This is a genomic window from Bradyrhizobium sp. USDA 4454, assembly GCF_054822705.1.
Genome location: NZ_JBTRCN010000001.1, coordinates 3,584,213 through 3,603,284 on the forward strand (window position 1 = coordinate 3,584,213; position 19,072 = coordinate 3,603,284).

Sequence of the window (19,072 nt, forward strand, 5' to 3'; positions counted from 1 at the left end):
ATTGCGCAATCGGAAGAGACACCTACCACTAGGGCGTCAGGCCTGCACGACTTCGCCGTCCGCCTCATGCGCATTCGTCGACTGCGCAATCGGCGTCCACCGCATCTCGACCCGCGTTCGTGACGACCGCGAAGCGCCCCTCGTGTCGGGCGAGACGGATGCGCTTATACACAGAGTTGCGCTTCTGATAAAGCGAAATATTTTTGTGCGCTTGAATTGACAGGATTTGCTGAGTTGCCCGTCGTGTCGAATTGGCAACACTCCGCGTCGCGGCGTAGGGCGGATTAGCCCACCGGGTCCGCGCAAAGCGCGGCCCGATGACAGGCTCCGGCGTAATCCGCCAACCGGCAATACGCGCTGTTGCGGCGGATTACGCTTCGCCAATCCGCCCTACGCAGTCTGCTCCTACGCCGTCACGACGCGCCGCGCCGTCTTCGGCACAGACCGCGGCTTCAGTGTCGTGTCCGCTGCACCAAGCACGCGTCCGTCCTGCGACAGCAGCGCGAGCTTCTTCACCGGTTTACCCTTGGCGCGGTCGACCAGGACGGTCGCGATCTCGTCCGGATGCTCGTCGAACTCCTCGGTCCATTGCCGCAGCGCGACCAGGATCGGGAAGATGCCGTGGCCCTTCGGCGTCAGCACATATTCCTGATAGGCGCTGCCGTCGGAGGCAGAGGCCGTCTTGAGGATACCGCGCTCGACCAGCGTGCGCAGCCGGGTCGTGAGGATGTTCTTGGCAAGCCCGAGGCTCGTCTGGAATTCGCCGAAGCGGCGGCGGCCGAGGCTGGCGTCGCGGATGATCAGGAGCGACCACCAGTCGCCGAACACGTCGAGCGCGCGTGCCACCGGGCAGCTGTCGCCGGCAAGACTGGTTCTCTTCACCTCGTGCCTCCGGGAATTGAGTTCATCACGACCTTGTGTGGTTGCAATATTAAACCGAATGCCCTAGCTAGGCAATGAAGTTTAATGATGCAACCAACTGGAGGCGGACATGAGACTGGCGAACAAGACGGCGTTGATCACCGGCGGCAACAGCGGCATCGGGCTTGCGACAGCAAAGCTGTTCGTGGCGGAGGGCGCCAAGGTCATCATCACCGGCCGCAACAAGGAGACGCTGGCGGCGGCAGCCAGGGAGCTCGGCCCGAACGCGCTCGCCGTCGTCGCCGACGCCACCGACGTCGCGGCGCTGGAGGCCGCGGTGAAGCAGGGCGCCGAGAAGTTCGGCAAATACGACGTGCTGTTCGCCAATGCCGGCATTCCAGGCCAGACGCCGGTCGGCGGCACCACGCTGGCTGCATTCGAAAATGTGATCCGCACCAATCTCACCGGCGTGTTCTTCACCGTGCAGGCGGTCGCGCCCTATCTCAACGACGGCGCGTCGATCATTCTCAACGGCTCGGTGATTTCGGTGCTCGGCAATCCCGGCTACTCGGCCTACGCGGCGAGCAAGGCCGGCGTGCGCGCGATGGCGCGCGTGATGGCGTCAGAGCTGTCGCCGCGCAACATCCGCGTCAACGTGGTGGCGCCGGGAGCCGTGCGGACGCCGATCTGGGGTGCCGCGATCGCGACGCCCGAGGCCGAGAGGGCATTCGAGCAGCGGATCGGCAAGTCCACGCCGCTCGGCCGGATCGGTGAACCCGATCATATCTCGAAGACCGTGCTGTTCCTGGCGTCCGACGATGCAGCGCATGTGCAGGGGCAGGAACTGTTCATCGATGGCGGCGCAACGGCATCGCCCGCCGGCGCGCCGATCTATCGCGGATAATTTGTTTCTCATTGTAAGTACCGGCCGGTGTGAAACGGATTACACCGGCCGGTTTTGTCTGCGAGTATCATCGAGCGCATTGAACCTTTGACGTACTCGCCGGACTTCTGAATGGGCGGGGAATTTTTTCACCACGAAGTCATTTTGGAGTGCCGTCTCATGCCGAAAGCAGCTGTCCGCATTTCGACGTCGATCCCCGCTTCGTCCGAATCCGAAAGTTCGGACACGGCGCAGCTTGTGACCGTCGCGCTGTTTTCCGGCATCGGTTTGTTGATTTCGCTCGTCGCCGTCATCTGCGGCATTCAAGGCATCTGGTTGTGAGGCAACCCGCGGGGTAGCCGTTTGCCTGAGACTTGTCCCGCCCACAACTGTCATACCCCGCGCATGCGGGGTATCCAGTACGCCGCGGCCTCTCTGCTCAATAACCGCCGTCTCTGGAATACTAGGTCCCCCGCTTTCGCGGAGGACGACAGCGGTTTCTGGAACTAGGCCGCGTTCAGGCTGCCGGCGGCCTGCAGCGCGCCCGCAACCGCCTTCTCGCGATGCTCGGGACCGACCTGGATGCCGTCGGCCGGGATGAACTCGAGATTCCTGACGCCGATGAAGCCGAACACCCCGCGCAGATAGGTCTCGAGATGCTCGAGCGCGGCCATCGGCGTATCGGCGCCGTAATAGCCGCCGCGCGAGATGGCGATGATGACGCGCTTGTTGCCGGCCAGTCCTTCGACGCCGCCAGCGCCGTATTTGAAGGTCTTGCCCGCGACCAGGATGCGATCGATCCAGGCCTTGAGCTGGGAGGGAATGGTGAAATTGTACATGGGCGCGCCGATCACCACGATGTCGGCGGCGAGGAACTCGTCCAGCACCGCCTGGCCGGTAGCGATGTCGTCGCGCACCGACGGATCCGGAGCAGCGCCCTGGCTGGCTGCGAGGTGCAGGCCGGAGAGGTGGGCGAGCGGGGTCTGGGTGAGGTCGCGGTAGCTCAGGACGAGGCCGGGATTGGCCTGGCGCAGCCGCTCGACGGCGGCGGCGGAGACCTGGCGGCTGACGGAGTAGGGGCCGAGGACCGAGGAATCGATGTGCAGAAGCTTCATGGCAGAGGTCACCTTTGGTATAGGTTTGTAACTGGCGCTATATGAGTGACCGCCCTAAATCTCCGCAAGAACGCACATTTTTGAAACCCGAGCACACCCATGCAACCCGAGCACATCGATGTAACCGCCGAAACCGGCCTGCCGCGCCAGCCCGGAACGCATGAGGATTGTCGCGGCGTGGCCTCGGTGCTCTCGCGGGTCGGCGATAAATGGAGCGTGCTTGTCATCATGCTGCTGCGCGACGGACCGCGCCGCTTCAACGAACTGAAGCGGACGATCAACGGCATCTCGCAGCGGATGCTGACCTTGACCCTGCGCGGGCTGGAACGCGACGGGCTGGTGACACGCACGGTGTTTCCGACCATTCCGCCGCGGGTCGACTACGAGCTGACCGATCTCGGACGCGGGCTCGCCGTACCTGTCATGGCGCTCGGCGAATGGGCCTTCGCGCATCTGCCCGAGATCGAGGGCGCGCGGAATGATTTCGATGCGCGGAATGCGGAGGGATAGTTATCCGTCACCGGCGCTTTGTTGAACCGTCATCCTGAGGAGCCTGCGTAGCAGGCGTCTCGAAGGATGCACGGCTCGGCTGGTGGCCGTCGATCCTTCGAGACGCGCTACGCGCTCCTCAGGATGACGGGGAAGGATTTGCGTGTGCAGCGGCAGGGAAACACTAAATCATCGACACCAGCCCGCCGCCATGACGCTCGAGCTTGCCGGCGAGCTCGAGCTCCAGCAGCACGGCACGGACGACGGCGGGCGAGACGTCGGCCATCCGGATCAGATCATCGAGGCTGATCGGGCTCGGCCCGAGCAGATTGACGACGCGGGCGCGATCGCCGCCATCAGTGGCAAAATCCAGCGGCTCGTCGTCTTCGCGCGCGCCGAGCATGACGGGCCGCTCCATGATCGGTGTCACCGCGTTGATGACGTCGGCGGCTTCGGTGACCAACGTGGCGCCCTGCTTGATCAGATCATTGGCGCCGGCTGAGCGCGGATCGATCGGCGAGCCCGGCACCGCGAACACCTCGCGGCCCTGTTCGCCCGCCATCCGCGCCGTGATCAGCGAGCCCGAGCGGTGCGCAGCCTCCACTACCACGACGCCGAGCGACGCGCCCGAGATCAGCCGGTTGCGGCGAGGGAAGTCGCGCGCACGCGGCACGTGGCCGAGCGGCATCTCCGAGATCGCAGCGCCCTGTTCGAGCAGGGCGGCGAGCAGATCCTCGTGCTCCGGCGGGTAGATTTTGTCATGGCCACCGGCGAGCACGGCGACCGTGCCGCTGGCAACGGTGGCGCGATGCGCGGCCTGGTCGATGCCGCGGGCGAGGCCTGAGATCACGACAAAGCCGGCATTGCCGAGATCGCGCGCCAGGGTGCCAGCAAATTTCAGCCCGGCGCCGGAGGCATTCCGGGAGCCGACGATCGCGATCATCGGCCGGATCATTGTGTCGCGCGCGCCGCGTACGGCCAGCAGCGGCGGCGCATCGTCGATGGTCGCAAGCCGCGCCGGATAATGCGCCTCGTCCGGCGCGACGAGGTCGATACCGAAGCTGCGGCAGGCGGCGAGCTCCGCGGCCGCGTCGGCCTCGCTGCAGATCCGCTGCGGTCCCGATGCGCCGCCGCGGCGCGCCAGGTCCGGCAGCCGCTCCAGTGCGTGCGCGGCATCGCCAAAATGGCGGAGCAGCGATGCAAAGGTGCGCGGGCCGACATTGTCGGAACGAATCAGCCGCAAACGGTTGAGCCGTTCGGCGTCGGTGAGTTTTGCGGGGCTGGGCGAGCGGTCATGCATGCGGGCTGCAGCTTCGCCCAACCTGAGATTGTGATCAACTGCGACATTGGCGCCACCGCGCGCGACGCGCTAAAAGCCCTTGCCAAGAAGTCGTCAAAAACCGTCAAGAAACAGGAAGTCCGCCGATGATTTCGCTTGCCGATCTGCAACGCCGCATTGCCTCCGGTGAATTGTCCGCTGATGCCGCCATCGCGCAAGCGCAGGACGCCATCTCCGTGCAGGAAAAAACCATCGGTGCCTTCGTCTGCCGCGACGAGAAGGCCCGTGCGCAGACGTCGGGGCCGTTGCGCGGGATCGCAGTCGGGATCAAGGACAACATCGATACGGCCGATTTCCCGACCGAGATGGGCTCGGCGATCTATCGCGGCCATCGGCCGCGCGCCGACGCGCCCGTCGTGATGGCGCTGAAGCAGGCCGGCGCGACCATCGTCGGCAAGACCACGACGACCGCATTCGCGGCGAACGATCCGACCGCAACGCTCAACCCGCACAATCACGCGCACACGCCGGGCGGATCGTCGGCGGGCTCGGCGGCCGCGGTCGCCGCCGGCATGATCCCGCTGTCGCTCGGCACGCAGACCGGCGGCTCGGTGATCCGGCCGGCCTCGTTCTGCGGCGTCGCCGCGATCAAGCCGAGCTACCGGCTGCTGCCGACCGTCGGGGTGAAATGCTTCTCCTGGACGCTCGACACCGTCGGCCTGTTCGGCGCCGGCGTGCGCGATGTCGCGCTGGGGCTGGCCGCGATGACCTGGCGGCCGGAACTGGCCGTGCCGTCGAAGCTCGTTGCGCCGCGCATTGGCGTGGTGACGCAGGCCTTCGCCGGGGCGCCTGATGCGTCGGGCGCGGAGGCGGTGCAGACGGCCGCGCGCGCCGCGGAGCAGGCGGGCGCCGTCGTGCGCGAGCTCGCGCTGCCCGAGATCATCGCCGAGGCCTGGCGGATTCATCCAGTGGTGCAGGAGTTCGAGGCGCATCAATCATTCGCCTGGGAATACGGCCGGAACTACGATGCGATGCCGCCGCTGTTGCGCGGCCGGCTCGACGAGAGCAAGGGCGACACGCCGGCCGAATACGACGCGGCGATGGATGTCGCATTGCGTGCGCGGCAGGCGCTGGCCGCAATCCTCAGCGAGGTCGACGTGCTGCTGACGCTGTCGGCGCCGGGTGCTGCGCCCGAGGGGTTATCGTCGACCGGCGATCCCCGTTACAACCGGCTCTGGACCCTGATGGGCGTGCCCTGCGTCAACGTGCCGGCGCTGACCGCCGAAGGCGGATTGCCGGTCGGCGTCACCGTGATCGCAGGCTTTGGCGATGATGCCAAGGCGCTCGCAGCGGCGAGTTTTGTCGAGGACGTGCTGAGGAGGTAACCGCCGTCATTCCGGGACTCGCGAAGCGAGAGCCCGGAATCCATTCTTCCACCGGTGATGCGGCCCGATGGATTCCGGGCCCGCGCCAAGAGGCGCGTCCCGGAATGACGGGGAGTTACTTGCTTCCGATCTTGCCTTCGGTGCCGGCCTGCAGCCGCTTGATGTTCTCGCGGTGCATGTAGAACAGCAGCAGCGTCAGCACGGCGAACAGCGAGGCAAGCGCGTTGTGGCCGAAGAACCACAGGAACAGCGGCGTCACGAACGCGGCGATCAGCGCCGACAGCGACGAGTAGCGCGTCGTGTATGCGGTGCCGAGCCAGATCGCGGCGAAAATCAGTGCCGCCGGCCAGAACAGCCCGACCAGCACGCCGATATAGGTCGCGACACCCTTGCCGCCGCGAAATCTGAGCCAGACCGGGAAGAGGTGGCCGAGGAAGGCGCCGAGCGCCGCCAACATCGCGGCGTTCGGGCCGTCGATGGTGCCTGCGATGATCACGGCGACCGTGCCCTTCAGCATGTCGCCGAGCAGCGTCGCCGCGGCGAGGCCCTTATGGCCGGTGCGCAGCACGTTGGTGGCGCCGATATTGCCTGAGCCGATCGTGCGCAGATCCTGGGTGCCGGCGAGCCTGGTGAGGATCATGCCGAACGGGATCGAGCCGAGCAGATAGCCGATCAGGAAGGCGACCAGCAGGAACGCGTCAGCAGACATCGCGGTGGTCCCCCGGACGGTCGGTCCGGCCCGTGTCGGACCATCCCGTCAATGAAATATTAACCATAAAACCGCACCATGGCCTTGGAAATGAGGGAGCTTGTCATGGCTTCTGTTCGCAGGCGGCTGGAGCAGCTTTTCTTTGTCGTTTACGTCGCGGCCATCGTGGTTGGAACAACGATGGAAGCGATGTCGCAACTGGCGGCGCGCTGAGTTCGACCTAAACTTGTTCGACCCAAACTTAAACGTGCTCGTACACGGTCCGGCCGCCGACAATGGTCCGCGTCACGCGGCCGGAGAAGCGGGCGTCGTCGAACGGCGTATTCTTGCATAGCGATTTGAGATCGTCGCGGTCGAGCACCCAGGGGGTGTCGGCGTCGATCACGATCACGTCGGCCGGCGCGCCGGCGCGCAGCGTGCCGCCGGGCAGGCCGAGCAACTCCGCCGGCCGGGTCGACATCGCCCGGATCAGCGTCTTGAAGTCCATCTCGCCATTGTGGATCAGCCTGAGCGCTGCAGGCAGCATGGTCTGCAGGCCGACCGCGCCGCTCGCCGCTTCCGCGAACGGCAGCCGCTTGACCTCGACGTCCTGCGGATTGTGATCGCTCATCACGACGTCGATCAGCCCGGAGGCGAGCGCTGCGACCAGCGCCCGGCGGTCGTCCTCGGTGCGCAGCGGCGGCGCGAGCTTCAGGAAGGTGCGGTAGGGGCCGATGTCGTTCTCGTTCAGCGTCACGTGGTTGATCGAGACCGAGGCCGAGACGTTGTAGCCGGCGTCGCGGGCGCGCTTGAGGATCTCCAGCGACTCGGTCGAGGTCAGCGAGGCCGCATGATAGCGCCCGCCGGTCAGCCCCGCGAGCCGCATGTCGCGCTCGAGCATGATCGACTCGGCGGCGGTCGGAATCCCGGCGAGGCCGAGCCTTGTGGCGAATTCGCCCTCGTTCATCACGCCTTCGCCGACCAGATGCGGGTCCTCGGTGTGATGCACGATCAGCGCGTCGAAATCGCGGGCATAGGTCAATGCGCGCCGCATCACCTGGGCGTTGGTGACGCTGCGGTCGCCATCGGTGAAGGCGACGGCGCCGGCGGCCTTCAGCAGGCCGATCTCGGTCATCTCCTGGCCCTGCATGCCCTTGGTCAGCGCCGCCATCGGATGGATGTTGACGATCGCGGTGTCGCGGGCGCGGCGCAGCACGAAGTCGACGGTGGCGGAATTGTCGATCACCGGCGAGGTGTCGGGCTGGCAGATGATGGTGGTGATGCCGCCGGCGGCCGCGGCCTGGCTGGCGGAGGCAAAGGTCTCGCGATGGCTGGCACCGGGTTCGCCGACGAAGGCGCGCATGTCGATCACGCCGGGTGCCACGATCTTGCCGGCGCAATTGACGATGTCGGTGCCTTCGGGGACGCCGGCCGCGCCGATGCCGCGCTTGGTGTCACGGATCACGCCATCGGCGATCAGGACATCGCCCGGACCGTCGAAATCGCGGGAGGGATCGATGACGCGGGCATTGGCGAGCAGGATGGGGCGGCGGTCAATCAGCATGGCGTCACGCGTTCGGCAGGTTGCGGGCGAGCGCTTCCAGCACCGCCATGCGCACTGCCACACCCATTTCGACTTGTTCACGGATCAGCGACTGCGCGCCGTCGGCGACGAAGGTGTCGATCTCGACACCGCGGTTCATCGGGCCCGGATGCATCACCAGCGCATCGGGCTTGGCGTAGCCGAGCTTCTTCTGGTCGAGGCCGAAATAGTGGAAATACTCGCCCGACGACGGCACGAAGGAGCCGTTCATGCGCTCGCGCTGCAGCCGCAGCATCATCACGATGTCGGCGCCGTTCAGCCCCTCGCGCATGTCGCGCGCGACCTCGACGCCCATCCGCTCGATGCCGGGCGGCAGCAAGGTGGAGGGGGCCACCACGCGGACGCGGGCACCCATGGTGTTAAGCAGGAAGATGTTGGAGCGCGCCACGCGCGAATGCAGCACGTCGCCGCAGATCGCGATCACGAGCCCCTCGAGCCGGCCCTTGTTGCGGCGGATCGTCAGCGCATCCAGCAGCGCCTGGGTCGGGTGCTCGTGGGCGCCGTCGCCGGCATTGATCACGGAACCGTCAACCTTGCGCGCCAAGAGCTCGACCGCGCCGGAGGCGTGGTGACGAACCACCAGGATGTCAGGGTGCATCGCGTTCAGCGTCACCGCGGTGTCCATCAAGGTCTCGCCCTTGCGGGTCGACATCGATGACACCGACATGTTCATGACGTCGGCGCCCAGGCGTTTTCCGGCGATCTCGAACGAGGACTGGGTCCGGGTCGAGGCCTCGAAGAACAGGTTGACCTGGGTGCGGCCGCGCAGACTGGCGCGCTTCTTGTCGACCTGGCGGTTGAGCTCGACATACTCCTCGGAGAGGTCGAGCAAGCCCGTGATGTCGTCAGCGGAAAGGCCTTCGATGCCCAGCAGATGCCGGTGACCGAGGACAAAAGTTGATTTCAATGATGGGGTCATTAAAGCCAGAGCTATAGGCGCGGATGGCCGGTGGGGCAAGCGCGAAGAGGTTCCAGAGGAGTTTTCCCCGAGTAAGATGTGACGGTCGTCTCGGCCGCCTTGCCCGGGCTTGGCGCAGGGCAACCGCACCTTGCTTTTGCTGGTTTTTCCAGAACAAGCCATGATGGCCGGCCGCGAGCGGAGCCGAGGTGAACGTCCCATTGAACGGCCGGGACCGAAAGCCGGGGAGCGAGGACTCGTGAAAATTGCCGTGATCGCATTGCTGGCCTTCGCGTTGACCTCGGGATCGTTCTCGCCTGCCTGCGCTCAGAACTTGCCCGGCGGCTTCGTGTTCCTGCGCGACATCGATCCGACCATCCTCCAGGACATCCGCTACGCGACGTCCAACAACTTCATGGGGCGGCCGCTTGCGGGCTACGGCGCGGCGGAATGCGTGGTGAAGCGGGAAGTGGGGCTGCGGCTGAAGGCCGTGCAGCAGGAACTGGCGCGGCAAAAACTGTCGCTGAAGATGTTCGATTGCTACCGGCCGGCTCGCGCGGTCGCGGACATGGTGGCGTGGTCGAGGAACGGCACCGAGACCGCCGCCGAGCGGCGCTACAACCCGGCCTTCTCGAAGGCGGATCTGTTCCGCCTCGGCTATATCGCCACGCATTCGGGGCATTCGACCGGCGCCGCGGTCGATCTCACGTTGGTCGATCTGACCGCCGACAATTCGGGCAAGTTCGACCCGGCGAGGGATTATGCCGACTGCACCGCGCCCGCCGCCGCGCGCGCCCCGGAGGGCAGCGTCGACATGGGCACCGGCTATGACTGCTCGGACATCAAGGCCCATACCGGCACAGGCTCGATCACGCCGGCGCAGAGGCGCTGGCGGGCGAGGCTGGTGGCGGCGATGGCCGGACAGGGATTTGCGAACTATTCGAAGGAATGGTGGCACTTCTCGCTGCCGGGGGCCGGCGGCGCGGCCTATGATTTCCCAATCACACACGCGCACTAGAGCCTTTCCCGCTCCGATGGAATCGGAGCGGGGCTCTGGATTCTTGTTTTGACGCATTTTCTTCACGCGAACCGGTTTCCACTTCGCTCGAAAATGCTCTAGCGCCCGGATTTTCCTCAAATCCAAGGCATTTCGGCAAGACAAAGCTTGCCATCGCATAAGTAGCCGAATGCGCTTTCAGCACTCCTTAATTGTGGCCGTATGAAGTGCGGGCGTTGCGGGAGCACGAAGCATGGGTTTCGGAAAAGCTATTGTACTGATTGCCGTCGGCGCCGCCGGCATCGCGATCTACGATCAATACGACAAGGGCGCGAATTATCAGCGTGTCGATGCACGCATCAGCGCCGTCAACGAGCAATGCTATCTGGAGAAGGTCGAGCGCGGGGTCATCACCAAGACGACGTGGACCTCCGACCTGACCCGCTGCGAGGTCGCCGAGCTGCTGCGCAAGGAGCATCCGAAGTGGCAAGGCTATGATCTGAGGCACAAGATCGAGGTGCGCGTGGTCTACGTCTCGCCGGTCGATGGCGTCTCGCACCAGTCGAGCCTGCAAATGTCCTACTTCCCCAGCGGCAAGCCGCTGCGCGCCGGCGACGTGCTCCCGGTGCTGGCCTCCAAGACCAAGGCGGACAAGACCCGCATGATCTGATCGTCGCGGCAGTTCGGGAGGATTGGAGTTCAACCATGCGCCTGGGCCTCTACGGGATGATCGCTATCGGCGTCGCGGGCCTCTATGCCTACATCGAGTTCGACAAGCGGGTGAACTTCCGTCCGATCGACGCGCGCGTCAGCAGCGTCAAGGAGCAATGCTACATGGAAAAGACCGAGGGAAATCGGAGCTCGACGTCCGATCTCCTGCCGTGCGAACTGACCGAGCTTCTGGCGCGCAACCATCCGAAATGGCAGGGCTACGACATCAAGCACAAGATCGAGATCCGGTTTGCCTACATCTCCCCGGTGGACGGCGCCGCGCATGAATCGAACCTGCAACTGGCGTCCTATCCCGATAACCGGCCGCTGCGCGCCGGCGACATCTTTCCGGTCCAGGCGTCCCGGAAAGAGGCCAGCAGGACCCGCGCCAACGATTGGCTCGACCGGCGGCTCGGTCGCGATGCGCCGAGCCACGGAAGCATCTAGGGCAGGGACTGATCAATCCGACGGCAACCCGACCGGCTCGAGCTCAGCTAAACGCCAATAAACCCGCGGCGCAGCAACCCGGCCAGAGTGCCGCGAAGACTGGCGACACAGGCAACGTTGTCTTGGGACGCGCTGAACAGTCGCACCACCAGGCGCTGATACTGTTCAGCGCTCGGCTCGAGACGCGCCAGCACCGTGCGGCCGGATCGCGAGACCATGGACATGTCGGTCCATCCCAAACCCTCCAGGTGAATCTTATAGCGCCAGCCGGCAAGCTCTAGCGTCTCGCCGGCTGCGCCCGCGAGCCGCACCGAGGATGGCGATATTGCGAGCAGGCGGCACGAGAGGATTTTTCCTTCGCAGGCGAGCCAGACAAGCTCGTTCGTCTCGAACATGTGACCGGAACGCGGGACTTCGAAGCAGACCAGAAACGCGATGAAGGCGATCAACATCGCGATGGCCGCCCACAACAGGTTGAAGAAATCGAGAGAGGAGATTTCGTCGGCGGCGTATGGGGAGATGAACTCCCATATGATGCTGGCTGCGGAGCTTGCCGCGATCAACCCAAAGATGGCGGCAAGCTTCCAGCGAACGCGCGGCGCCGATCGATCGCCTCCCTTGTCGGTGATTTTGAAGGGGCGTCCGAATGGCTTGACGATGGCGGTGAACAAGGTTGCGGTCACCGCAAAGCAGGTGACGGCGTGGGTCGCCTCCATGAACAAGGGCAGCGTCCGCGCGCGCGATATCCAGCTCATGTAGATGATTTGCCCGAGCAGGGCCGGCATGCCGTAGCGCAGGAAGGAATGATAGTCGGCCTCGAATGCGGGCAGCCCGCCGAACCAATAGATTGTCGGCGCAATCAACAACAGGACCATGAACGGTTTGGAGAGCCAGTTCAGCACGCCGTGCAGATAGTGCCAGCGCTCGGTGAAGCGGAAGCCGCGGCCAAATAGCGGTCCGTTGCGCAGCAGGGCGACCTGGATCGTGCCGAGGCACCAGCGAGCTCGCTGAGTGACATATTCCGGAATGCCTTCGGCTGAAAGTCCGAAACTGAGCGGCTCGTTAAGCCAGGCTGTGCGATAGCCGTGCGCCAGCATGGTGTAGGTGAGATTGATATCCTCCGAGACGGCCTGCTCGGGAAAGCCGCCGATCTCATTCAGACGGTCGCGGCGAACGATAAAGGAGGTGCCGACGCAGAATGCGCAGCCCCACGCATCCTTGGCCGGTTGAAAGATGTCGAAAAAGAAGCGCTGATCGTCGACCCAGCTCTTTTCGGCCAGCAGATTATGCTGGATCGGATCAGCGTTGTAGTAAAATTGCGGGGTCTGCACGATCGCAACCCCCGGATCGGACAGCAGCACGCCGATTGTGCGCTTCAGGAAATCTCGCCGTGGCGCGAAATCCGCATCGAGCACCAGAATGATCGGCGCATTGGTCGCGCGGGCGGTCGCGATCAATCCGTTATTGAGGTTGCCCGCCTTGGCGCCCTTGTTATCGGGCCGCGTCAGGTAACGCGCGCCGACCTGATCGCAATAGTCCCGCAGCCATTCGCGTCTCGTATCATCGAGCACCCAGACCGTCGCATGGGAATAGTCGAGCGCCAGTGCGCTCAGGATCGATCGCTCGAGGATTTCGAGTGGTTCGTCATAGGTACAGATGAAGATGTCGACGGCCGGATTGCGATCTTCCGAAGCCAAAAGCTGTTGTGAGGCGTCGGCTTGCGCGCTGCGGTCGGTGCTGCGGAACAGGATGACGATCGAGATCAGCGTGTAGAGGATCGCAAGCGATTCGAACACAATGAAGAGCCGCGGCCAGAGACTTTGCGCCGACCACTCAAATGGCGGCAGCGTATCGTTCCAGCGCCACAGCGCGTAAACGGTCAGAAGCGCCGCCGTCGTCGCTCCGAACAGGATACGGTGGCCGGCGCGCAGCGGCTCCAGCAGTCGGGCCATGACCAGAAGCCCGAGCAAAATTCCGATGTCGATGGTCAGGATCGATGAATTATCAGCGGCAGTCGGAAACATCAGCGTATCCTCTTTCCGGTGAACGGATTCCAGCCTGTTTCAGCCAGCGCGGCCCACGCCGTCGCGCCGAGATGCGGGCGGCGATAATAGAAAAAGTCGGGATCGCCGCCGGTTGGATCGATGGACAATCCCGTCGTCAGTCGCGCCGGCCGTGCGGCATTGAGCAGGCCGGACGGCGTCTGGTCCGCCTGTAGGCTACTTAGCAGCCGATCGCTTTCGTGGGTGTCGCCGACGATCCGGTAGGCCAGGGCAGCCTGCGCCGTGCCCTCTACCCAGAGGCCGTCGTGATCGCCGTTGAAATCAAAGCCGCCATCGACCCCGAGACGAGCTTTCGCGAAGCCGAGCGTGCTCTTCCACGCCGGGGGCGATTCAGGGATTGCCATCCAGGGCCAAAGCTGAGCGTCGAGCGCGAGCAAGCCTTCGTTCGCAAGGCTGCCGTCAGGCTTGGTCCCAAGCAGGAAATGATCGCCGCGAAAGGCGCGATCGAGCAGACGCTTGGCCTGTCCGGCTGCGCCGTCGTATCTCTGGTCGCCGGTCAGGCGAAACAGCCAGCGCGCGGCGGCGTGAACATCGGCGTTGTGCTCGGTCGACATCCAGGTGAGCTTGACTTGCTTCGGATCATAGCCGTGGAAGCCGCCGTAGAAGCCGTCTTGGGAAGCGGTTGTGTCGATCACCCAGTCGATCAGGCGCCTTGCGTCGGCGAGATATTGAGGGTCCCCGGTTGCCTGATGCAGCGTCAGCAATGCCAATGCGGCCCAGGCAACGTTTCCGGTCGAGCTGCCGTCCTGCGCCGCGTCCTCCGCCCAGATATTGGCATGTCCATCCCACCAGCCCGGCAGATCGGGAGCGACCTTGTTCACCGCGCCGGCACGATAGGCATTGCGCACGCGGCCATCATCGAAGCTGCGGTCCTTGCCAACAGCGCGGCTCAGCGCGTTGCCGATCGGTCTTGCTTCCGACACATTGCCGCAGGCAACCAGCGCAATGGCGGCGAGCGCGTTATCGTAGACGAACGCCGTCGTGGCGAGACCCGCCGGAAGCGTCGATTCATCCGTGCCGGGCTCATAACTCCGGATGAAAACCGCGTCGGCCGCGCTTGCGCGCGGGGCGACGGCCCTTTTCAACCCAGCGCAGAATGTGTTTGCGGCTGGAGTTGCGCGGCCCGCTGCGGGCTCGCCCAGGACGACCGCGCATAGCGTCATCACGATGGCAGACTTCATCGCGATACGAGGGTACGAGTTCCGGGCGAGCCATTCTCGTCGGCCGTTGGCTGCTGCGCTTGCGAGTCCCGGAATGCATCCTGCAGACGAGCGATGCCGGCTCGGCGCGCATCCGCGTCCGATGACGTGCTCTGCGCGGCGTTGACGGTACCTGCGTCGTCCCGGATCCACGAAGCAACGAAATGGCCGAGCCGCCGCCACGTGACCGACATCGAGGGGACGACACCGTTCTCGCGGGTCACCGTCACCCATTGCCCGACCGGGCAGGCGGACGCCTCCGCCGTGGCTGCTTGCCGAACTGGTCCGCCGTCGCTCGGCGCGTCCGGGGTGATGATGGCGTAGAGCTCGCGCCGCTCGGTTTGCGGGAACGGAACGGCAAAGCGTTCATCGGTCTTGTCGCTGGTCTTCGGCATAACCGCAGTGACGAGGCCGGATCGCAACGAACTCCCGTCGATGCGGACGCGCGTGCCGGGCGTCATGCTCTGGCCCTGCCGATAGGAGAAGATGGCGACAACAAAGGGCTTGTCACAGTTGATGACGGAGCTGATCGTATCACCGGCGCTCACGTGTCGCCCCATCGCGGCGCCGACGGTCAATACCTTGCCCTGGCCGCGCGCAAGGACTTTGGCGTCGGCCAAAGTCGCCAGCCGTTTTTGTTCGGCGTCGATCAGCTGCTCCAGGTCGGCGAGCACCGCGATCTGCTGCCTTTCCTCGATTTTCATCCGCTTGGCGTCCAGATCGATGTCCCTGCGTTTCTGAGCCAGATTGTTGAGCGCAACCAACTCGTCGCCGATATAGATGCCCTTGCTCAGGGCGTTGAGCTGTGCCGTTTTTTGATTGAGCTTGGCCACTTCTGCATCCGCGCCATGCATCGCCGCAGCATATTGCTGGGTCGTCGGCCTGAGCATGTCCATGCTCGCGGCATTGCGTGTCACCATATTGCTCTGTCTGTCGACCAGGGCTTTTTTTTCACTTGTCGCAGCGTTGGATTGAGCAACGCGGGCGCGGAGCTCCTCGATCTGCGACTGGAATTGGCCCTTGAGCTGGTTTGTCTGGTCAGCGAGCTCGCCGTCGAGAGACGAAACATAGTTGACGTCCGAGTCGTATTTTGAGCGCGTCGCATCGAGCTTTTGCCGTGCGTCGGACGCCTTCTCCTGCAACGAGATGAGCGTCCAGCGATCAAGTCTTGGATTGCTGATTTGCGCCAGCGTGTCGCCATCGCGGACGTCGTGGCCCGGAAGCGCCGTCAACGAATCGATTTCGCCACTGATTGGCGCCGTCAAAAGCGTAACGGGCGCGTTGACTACGGCGCGATCGGACTGATCTGCAATGATCGGGGGCGCTACCGCCGTCAGCATCAGAATGGATAGCAATCCCGCGACGCCGACCGCGGATATTCTCAGTATTCCCTGATGTTTGCGCACGGTGCCGCGGGTTTCGGATCTATCAATCATCAGTTCTCTCTCGGTTGGGAGGGCCCTGGAAGCGCACTTCTCGTTGGCTGACTGTTTTTCGCGGCGCCGGTTAGCAACTGCAACAATGCTGACCGCATTTGGTTGCTGCCAAAAATGCGGCGATGAAAAATGCAGCAAGAACGAGCACCACGAGAGGTGGTCTCCAGACCGGAGAACAGGTTCCAACTGCAAGGACGGACGGTCAGTCGAGGTCATGCGCTCGCGGCTTTCCGGGGCCTGGGCCACGCCGGTATTGCACCGGCACTGTGCGGGCACGTCGGGCAAATCAGCCCAATTCAGGAATAGGCGGCCCAACAGAAGCCGTATTTTCGCTGCCCGGCGCCTCCTGGCGGGCTATGATCCCCCGATTCCAACGCGTGACGAATAGCCCGTGATCCCGACCGTCCGTCTGATCAAGCGCGCAGCGAGAGACCCATTGCCGAGGCGACCATGACGCAGGCTCCGTTTGCCACCCACGACGTGCTCAACCAGTCGCCGCCGTTCTGGAATGTCGACCTGTTCACCACGGATGCGCCGCTGGTCGCGGCCGTCGCGGCCAATGGCGGCGCCGCGGCCACGGCCGAGTTATCGGATTTCGGCAGGCATTGGGGCTCCGCCGCCATGGCGGAGCGCGGCCGCGTTGCCAACGAGAACGCGCCGAAACTGCGCACCTTCGATGCCAGGGGCAATCGCCGCGACGAGGTCGAGTTTCATCCGGCCTATCACGAGCTGATGGCGCACTCGGCGCATGCCGGCGTGCACAATTCGACCTGGACCATGGACGGCAAGCCGGCCGGCGACGCGGCCGAAGTGGTGCGCGCGGCTAAATTCTACATCGCCGCGCAGGTCGAGACCGGCCATCTCTGTCCGGTCACGATGACCCGCGCCTCGGTCGCGGCGCTGGCCTCGCAGCCGGACATCCTGGCGAAGACGATGCCGGTCATCGCAACGCGCGCCTACGACCCGAGCTTTGCGCCGTGGTGGACCAAGCGCGGCATGACGCTCGGCATGGGCATGACCGAGAAGCAGGGCGGCACCGATGTGCGCGCCAACATGACGCGCGCCGAGCGCGACGGTGATGGCTATCGCATCACCGGGCACAAATGGTTCATGTCGGCGCCGATGTGCGACGCGTTCCTGGTGCTGGCGCAGACCAAGGACGGCTTGAGCTGTTTCTTCATGCCGCGCTTTGCGCCTGACGGCGCCGTCAACGCGATCCACTTCCAGCGCCTGAAGGACAAGCTCGGCAACCGCTCCAATGCGTCCTCGGAAGTCGAATTCTATCGCGCTTATGCCGAATTGATCGGCGAGCAGGGCAAGGGCATCCGTACCATCATCCAGATGGTGCAACTGACGCGGCAGGATTGTGCGATCGCATCCGCCGGCCTGATGCGCTCGGGGCTCGCGCATGCGCTCAATCACGCGCGGCATCGCAGCGTGTTCCAGAAGCATCTCGCCGACCAGCCGCTGATGCAGGCGGTGCTCTCGGACATGGCGCTGCATGTCGAGGCGTCGATTGCGCTGGTGATGCGGCTGTGCCGCGCCTTCGATCGCGCGCCTGGCGACGCGGGCGAGGCCGCCTATATGCGGCTGCTGACGCCGGCGATCAAATACTGGACCTGCAAGAACGCACCCGGCTTCCTCTATGAGGCGATGGAGTGCCTCGGCGGCAATGGCTACGTGGAGGAGGGCATTCTGGCGCGCCATTATCGGGAGTCGCCGGTCAACGCGATCTGGGAAGGCTCCGGCAACGTGATGTGCCTCGACGTGCTGCGCGCGCTCGGCCGCGAGGCCGATGCCGCGCTCGCCGTGCTGCGTGGGCTCGCCGACCAGACCAAGGGCCTGCCGGGCGCCGCCGAGACCGTCGCATCGATCGGGCAGTCGTTCCGCCGTCCCGACAGCGAGCGCATCGCGCGGCTCGCGGTCGAACAGCTGGCGCTGCTGGCGGCCACCGCGGCGCTCAACCAGGTCTCGCCAAAACACGCCGAGCTGTTCGCAGCGACACGGCTTGCCGAACGCCACGCCGGCATGTACGGCGCGGTGGATCTTTCCGAAACCGATCAACGCGCGCTGCTGGCGCGGGCGCTACCATGAAAGTTTGCTGATGGATGCACTCAATCCCGATACTTCGCCGGCCGCGATCGAACCGTCGCCACGCCCGCCGCGGGTCTGGAAGTTCTGGGGCACCGCGCTGTGGGGTTTCTTGATCTTCGCCGCGATGTTCCTCGGCCAGGTCGCGGTCATCGTCTGGCGCATCATCGCGCAGGGCGGGGAGATGTCGGCAGGGGGCATCACCCATGTGGTCGCCGACGGCCTGACGATCTCGCTCTCGGTCCTCGCGGGCCTGCCGATGGTGCTGCTGGTGCTGTGGTTCGCGATCCGCCGGACCGGACTCTCGTTTGCCGATTATCTCGGGCTGCGCGGCACGTCGTGGAAGAACGTGATCATCGGCATCGTCGCGCTGATCGTGCTGGTCGGCGCCTGGGACATGGTGTCCCGCGCCGCCGGCCGCGAGGTGGCGCCCGGCTTTATGGGCGACGTGTTGAAATCGGCGCAGGAGCACAGCGCGCTGTGGCTGTTGGTGATCGCCTTTGCCGTCGCCGCGCCGCTCTGGGAGGAGCTGTTCGCGCGCGGCTGGCTCTATCGCGGCTGGTCGGAATCCCGGCTCGGGCCCTATGGCGCGATCCTACTGTCGTCGATCGTCTGGACGGTGATGCATCTGCAATACGACTGGTTCTTCCTCTGCCAGGTGCTGACGATCGGGCTTTTGTTCGGCTATCTGCGTTTCCGCACCGGCTCGACCTGGCTGACCATCCTGCTGCACGGCCTGAACAACTTTGCCGCGACGATCCAGACCTGGTGGCTGGCGGGCTGACCGTCCAATTGGTCCAGGCGCTTCGTCATGAACATTGCTAGCTTTCTCGCGCCTGGCTCCTACGCCTAATCTTCCGTAGCGCGATGATTGGGGCAAGCAGATGTCGACGCGGCGCTTTCGGGCGCCGACGCATGACAGGATTG

18 protein-coding genes are annotated in these 19,072 nt (G+C 64.7%); 9 read left to right on the forward strand and 9 right to left on the reverse strand.

Going from position 1 to position 19,072, the window contains the following annotated elements; all coding sequences use genetic code 11:
• Positions 1 to 405: 405 nt before the first annotated feature.
• Positions 406 to 882 carry a winged helix-turn-helix transcriptional regulator gene (locus ACVIW0_RS16730; RefSeq protein WP_461353310.1) on the reverse strand — a complete coding sequence of 159 codons (477 nt, stop codon included), beginning with the start codon at positions 880 to 882 and terminating at the stop codon, positions 406 to 408.
• Between the two features lie 109 nt (positions 883 to 991).
• Between ACVIW0_RS16730 and ACVIW0_RS16735 the strand changes: the two genes are divergently transcribed.
• Positions 992 to 1,765 (forward strand): SDR family NAD(P)-dependent oxidoreductase, encoded by a 774-nt coding sequence (locus ACVIW0_RS16735; RefSeq protein WP_461353311.1) that lies wholly within the window; start codon positions 992 to 994, stop codon positions 1,763 to 1,765.
• 159 nt (positions 1,766 to 1,924) lie between these two features.
• Positions 1,925 to 2,086 (forward strand): hypothetical protein, encoded by a 162-nt coding sequence (locus tag ACVIW0_RS16740; protein WP_461353312.1) that lies wholly within the window; start codon positions 1,925 to 1,927, stop codon positions 2,084 to 2,086.
• A gap of 164 nt (positions 2,087 to 2,250) precedes the next feature.
• On the opposite strand, the gene ACVIW0_RS16745 is transcribed toward ACVIW0_RS16740, so the two are convergent.
• A complete protein-coding gene (locus ACVIW0_RS16745) occupies positions 2,251 to 2,859 on the reverse strand; it encodes an FMN-dependent NADH-azoreductase (protein ID WP_461353313.1) in 609 nt (202 codons plus the stop codon).
• Between the two features lie 99 nt (positions 2,860 to 2,958).
• Here ACVIW0_RS16745 and ACVIW0_RS16750 point away from each other — a divergent pair, with 99 nt between their 5' ends.
• Positions 2,959 to 3,369 carry a winged helix-turn-helix transcriptional regulator gene (locus tag ACVIW0_RS16750; protein WP_461353314.1) on the forward strand — a complete coding sequence of 137 codons (411 nt, stop codon included), beginning with the start codon at positions 2,959 to 2,961 and terminating at the stop codon, positions 3,367 to 3,369.
• A gap of 163 nt (positions 3,370 to 3,532) precedes the next feature.
• Here ACVIW0_RS16750 and dprA read toward each other — a convergent pair whose 3' ends face one another.
• A complete protein-coding gene (gene dprA / locus ACVIW0_RS16755; protein ID WP_461353315.1) occupies positions 3,533 to 4,648 on the reverse strand; it encodes a DNA-processing protein DprA in 1,116 nt (371 codons plus the stop codon).
• Positions 4,649 to 4,773: 125 nt separating this feature from the next.
• On the opposite strand from dprA, the gene ACVIW0_RS16760 reads away from it, so the two are divergent.
• Entirely contained in the window at positions 4,774 to 6,012 is a 1,239-nt protein-coding gene (locus tag ACVIW0_RS16760) for an amidase (protein WP_461353316.1), read from the forward strand.
• A gap of 115 nt (positions 6,013 to 6,127) precedes the next feature.
• Here the strand turns inward: ACVIW0_RS16760 and plsY are convergent, their stop codons facing one another.
• The 3 genes from plsY to ACVIW0_RS16775 form a co-directional block, all read right to left on the reverse strand.
• On the reverse strand, positions 6,128 to 6,721 hold the full coding sequence (gene plsY / locus ACVIW0_RS16765; protein ID WP_461353317.1) for a glycerol-3-phosphate 1-O-acyltransferase PlsY: 594 nt from the start codon (positions 6,719 to 6,721) through the stop codon (positions 6,128 to 6,130).
• Between the two features lie 241 nt (positions 6,722 to 6,962).
• Complete coding sequence (locus tag ACVIW0_RS16770) at positions 6,963 to 8,264, reverse strand: dihydroorotase (protein WP_461353318.1); 1,302 nt, start codon at positions 8,262 to 8,264, stop codon at positions 6,963 to 6,965.
• Positions 8,265 to 8,268: 4 nt separating this feature from the next.
• The gene (locus tag ACVIW0_RS16775) at positions 8,269 to 9,222 is read right to left on the reverse strand and encodes an aspartate carbamoyltransferase catalytic subunit (protein WP_456754375.1); all 954 of its coding nucleotides are present in this window, start codon (positions 9,220 to 9,222) and stop codon (positions 8,269 to 8,271) included.
• 160 nt (positions 9,223 to 9,382) lie between these two features.
• Here ACVIW0_RS16775 and ACVIW0_RS16780 point away from each other — a divergent pair, with 160 nt between their 5' ends.
• From ACVIW0_RS16780 to ACVIW0_RS16790, 3 genes are all read left to right on the forward strand, one after another.
• Positions 9,383 to 10,219, forward strand: coding sequence for a M15 family metallopeptidase (locus ACVIW0_RS16780; RefSeq protein WP_461353319.1), 837 nt, complete (start codon positions 9,383 to 9,385; stop codon positions 10,217 to 10,219).
• A 232-nt stretch (positions 10,220 to 10,451) separates the two neighbouring features.
• Positions 10,452 to 10,868: a hypothetical protein gene (locus ACVIW0_RS16785; RefSeq protein WP_461353320.1), complete on the forward strand. Its 417-nt coding sequence runs from the start codon at positions 10,452 to 10,454 to the stop codon at positions 10,866 to 10,868.
• 35 nt (positions 10,869 to 10,903) lie between these two features.
• A complete protein-coding gene (locus tag ACVIW0_RS16790) occupies positions 10,904 to 11,356 on the forward strand; it encodes a hypothetical protein (RefSeq protein ID WP_461353321.1) in 453 nt (150 codons plus the stop codon).
• A 47-nt stretch (positions 11,357 to 11,403) separates the two neighbouring features.
• On the opposite strand, the gene ACVIW0_RS16795 is transcribed toward ACVIW0_RS16790, so the two are convergent.
• Genes ACVIW0_RS16795 through ACVIW0_RS16805 form a run of 3 tightly spaced genes read right to left on the reverse strand, consistent with a single transcriptional unit; the run spans position 11,404 to position 16,192 of the window.
• On the reverse strand, positions 11,404 to 13,380 hold the full coding sequence (locus tag ACVIW0_RS16795) for a glycosyltransferase family 2 protein (RefSeq protein ID WP_461353322.1): 1,977 nt from the start codon (positions 13,378 to 13,380) through the stop codon (positions 11,404 to 11,406).
• On the reverse strand, positions 13,380 to 14,600 hold the full coding sequence (locus ACVIW0_RS16800; RefSeq protein WP_461353323.1) for a hypothetical protein: 1,221 nt from the start codon (positions 14,598 to 14,600) through the stop codon (positions 13,380 to 13,382). The genes ACVIW0_RS16795 and ACVIW0_RS16800 overlap by 1 nt, the downstream gene beginning before the upstream one ends.
• The gene (locus ACVIW0_RS16805; RefSeq protein WP_461353324.1) at positions 14,597 to 16,192 is read right to left on the reverse strand and encodes an HlyD family secretion protein; all 1,596 of its coding nucleotides are present in this window, start codon (positions 16,190 to 16,192) and stop codon (positions 14,597 to 14,599) included. The genes ACVIW0_RS16800 and ACVIW0_RS16805 overlap by 4 nt, the downstream gene beginning before the upstream one ends.
• A gap of 312 nt (positions 16,193 to 16,504) precedes the next feature.
• Between ACVIW0_RS16805 and ACVIW0_RS16810 the strand changes: the two genes are divergently transcribed.
• Positions 16,505 to 18,148 (forward strand): acyl-CoA dehydrogenase family protein, encoded by a 1,644-nt coding sequence (locus ACVIW0_RS16810; protein WP_461353325.1) that lies wholly within the window; start codon positions 16,505 to 16,507, stop codon positions 18,146 to 18,148.
• A gap of 10 nt (positions 18,149 to 18,158) precedes the next feature.
• Positions 18,159 to 18,929: a lysostaphin resistance A-like protein gene (locus tag ACVIW0_RS16815; RefSeq protein WP_461353326.1), complete on the forward strand. Its 771-nt coding sequence runs from the start codon at positions 18,159 to 18,161 to the stop codon at positions 18,927 to 18,929.
• Positions 18,930 to 19,072 lie beyond the last annotated feature (143 nt).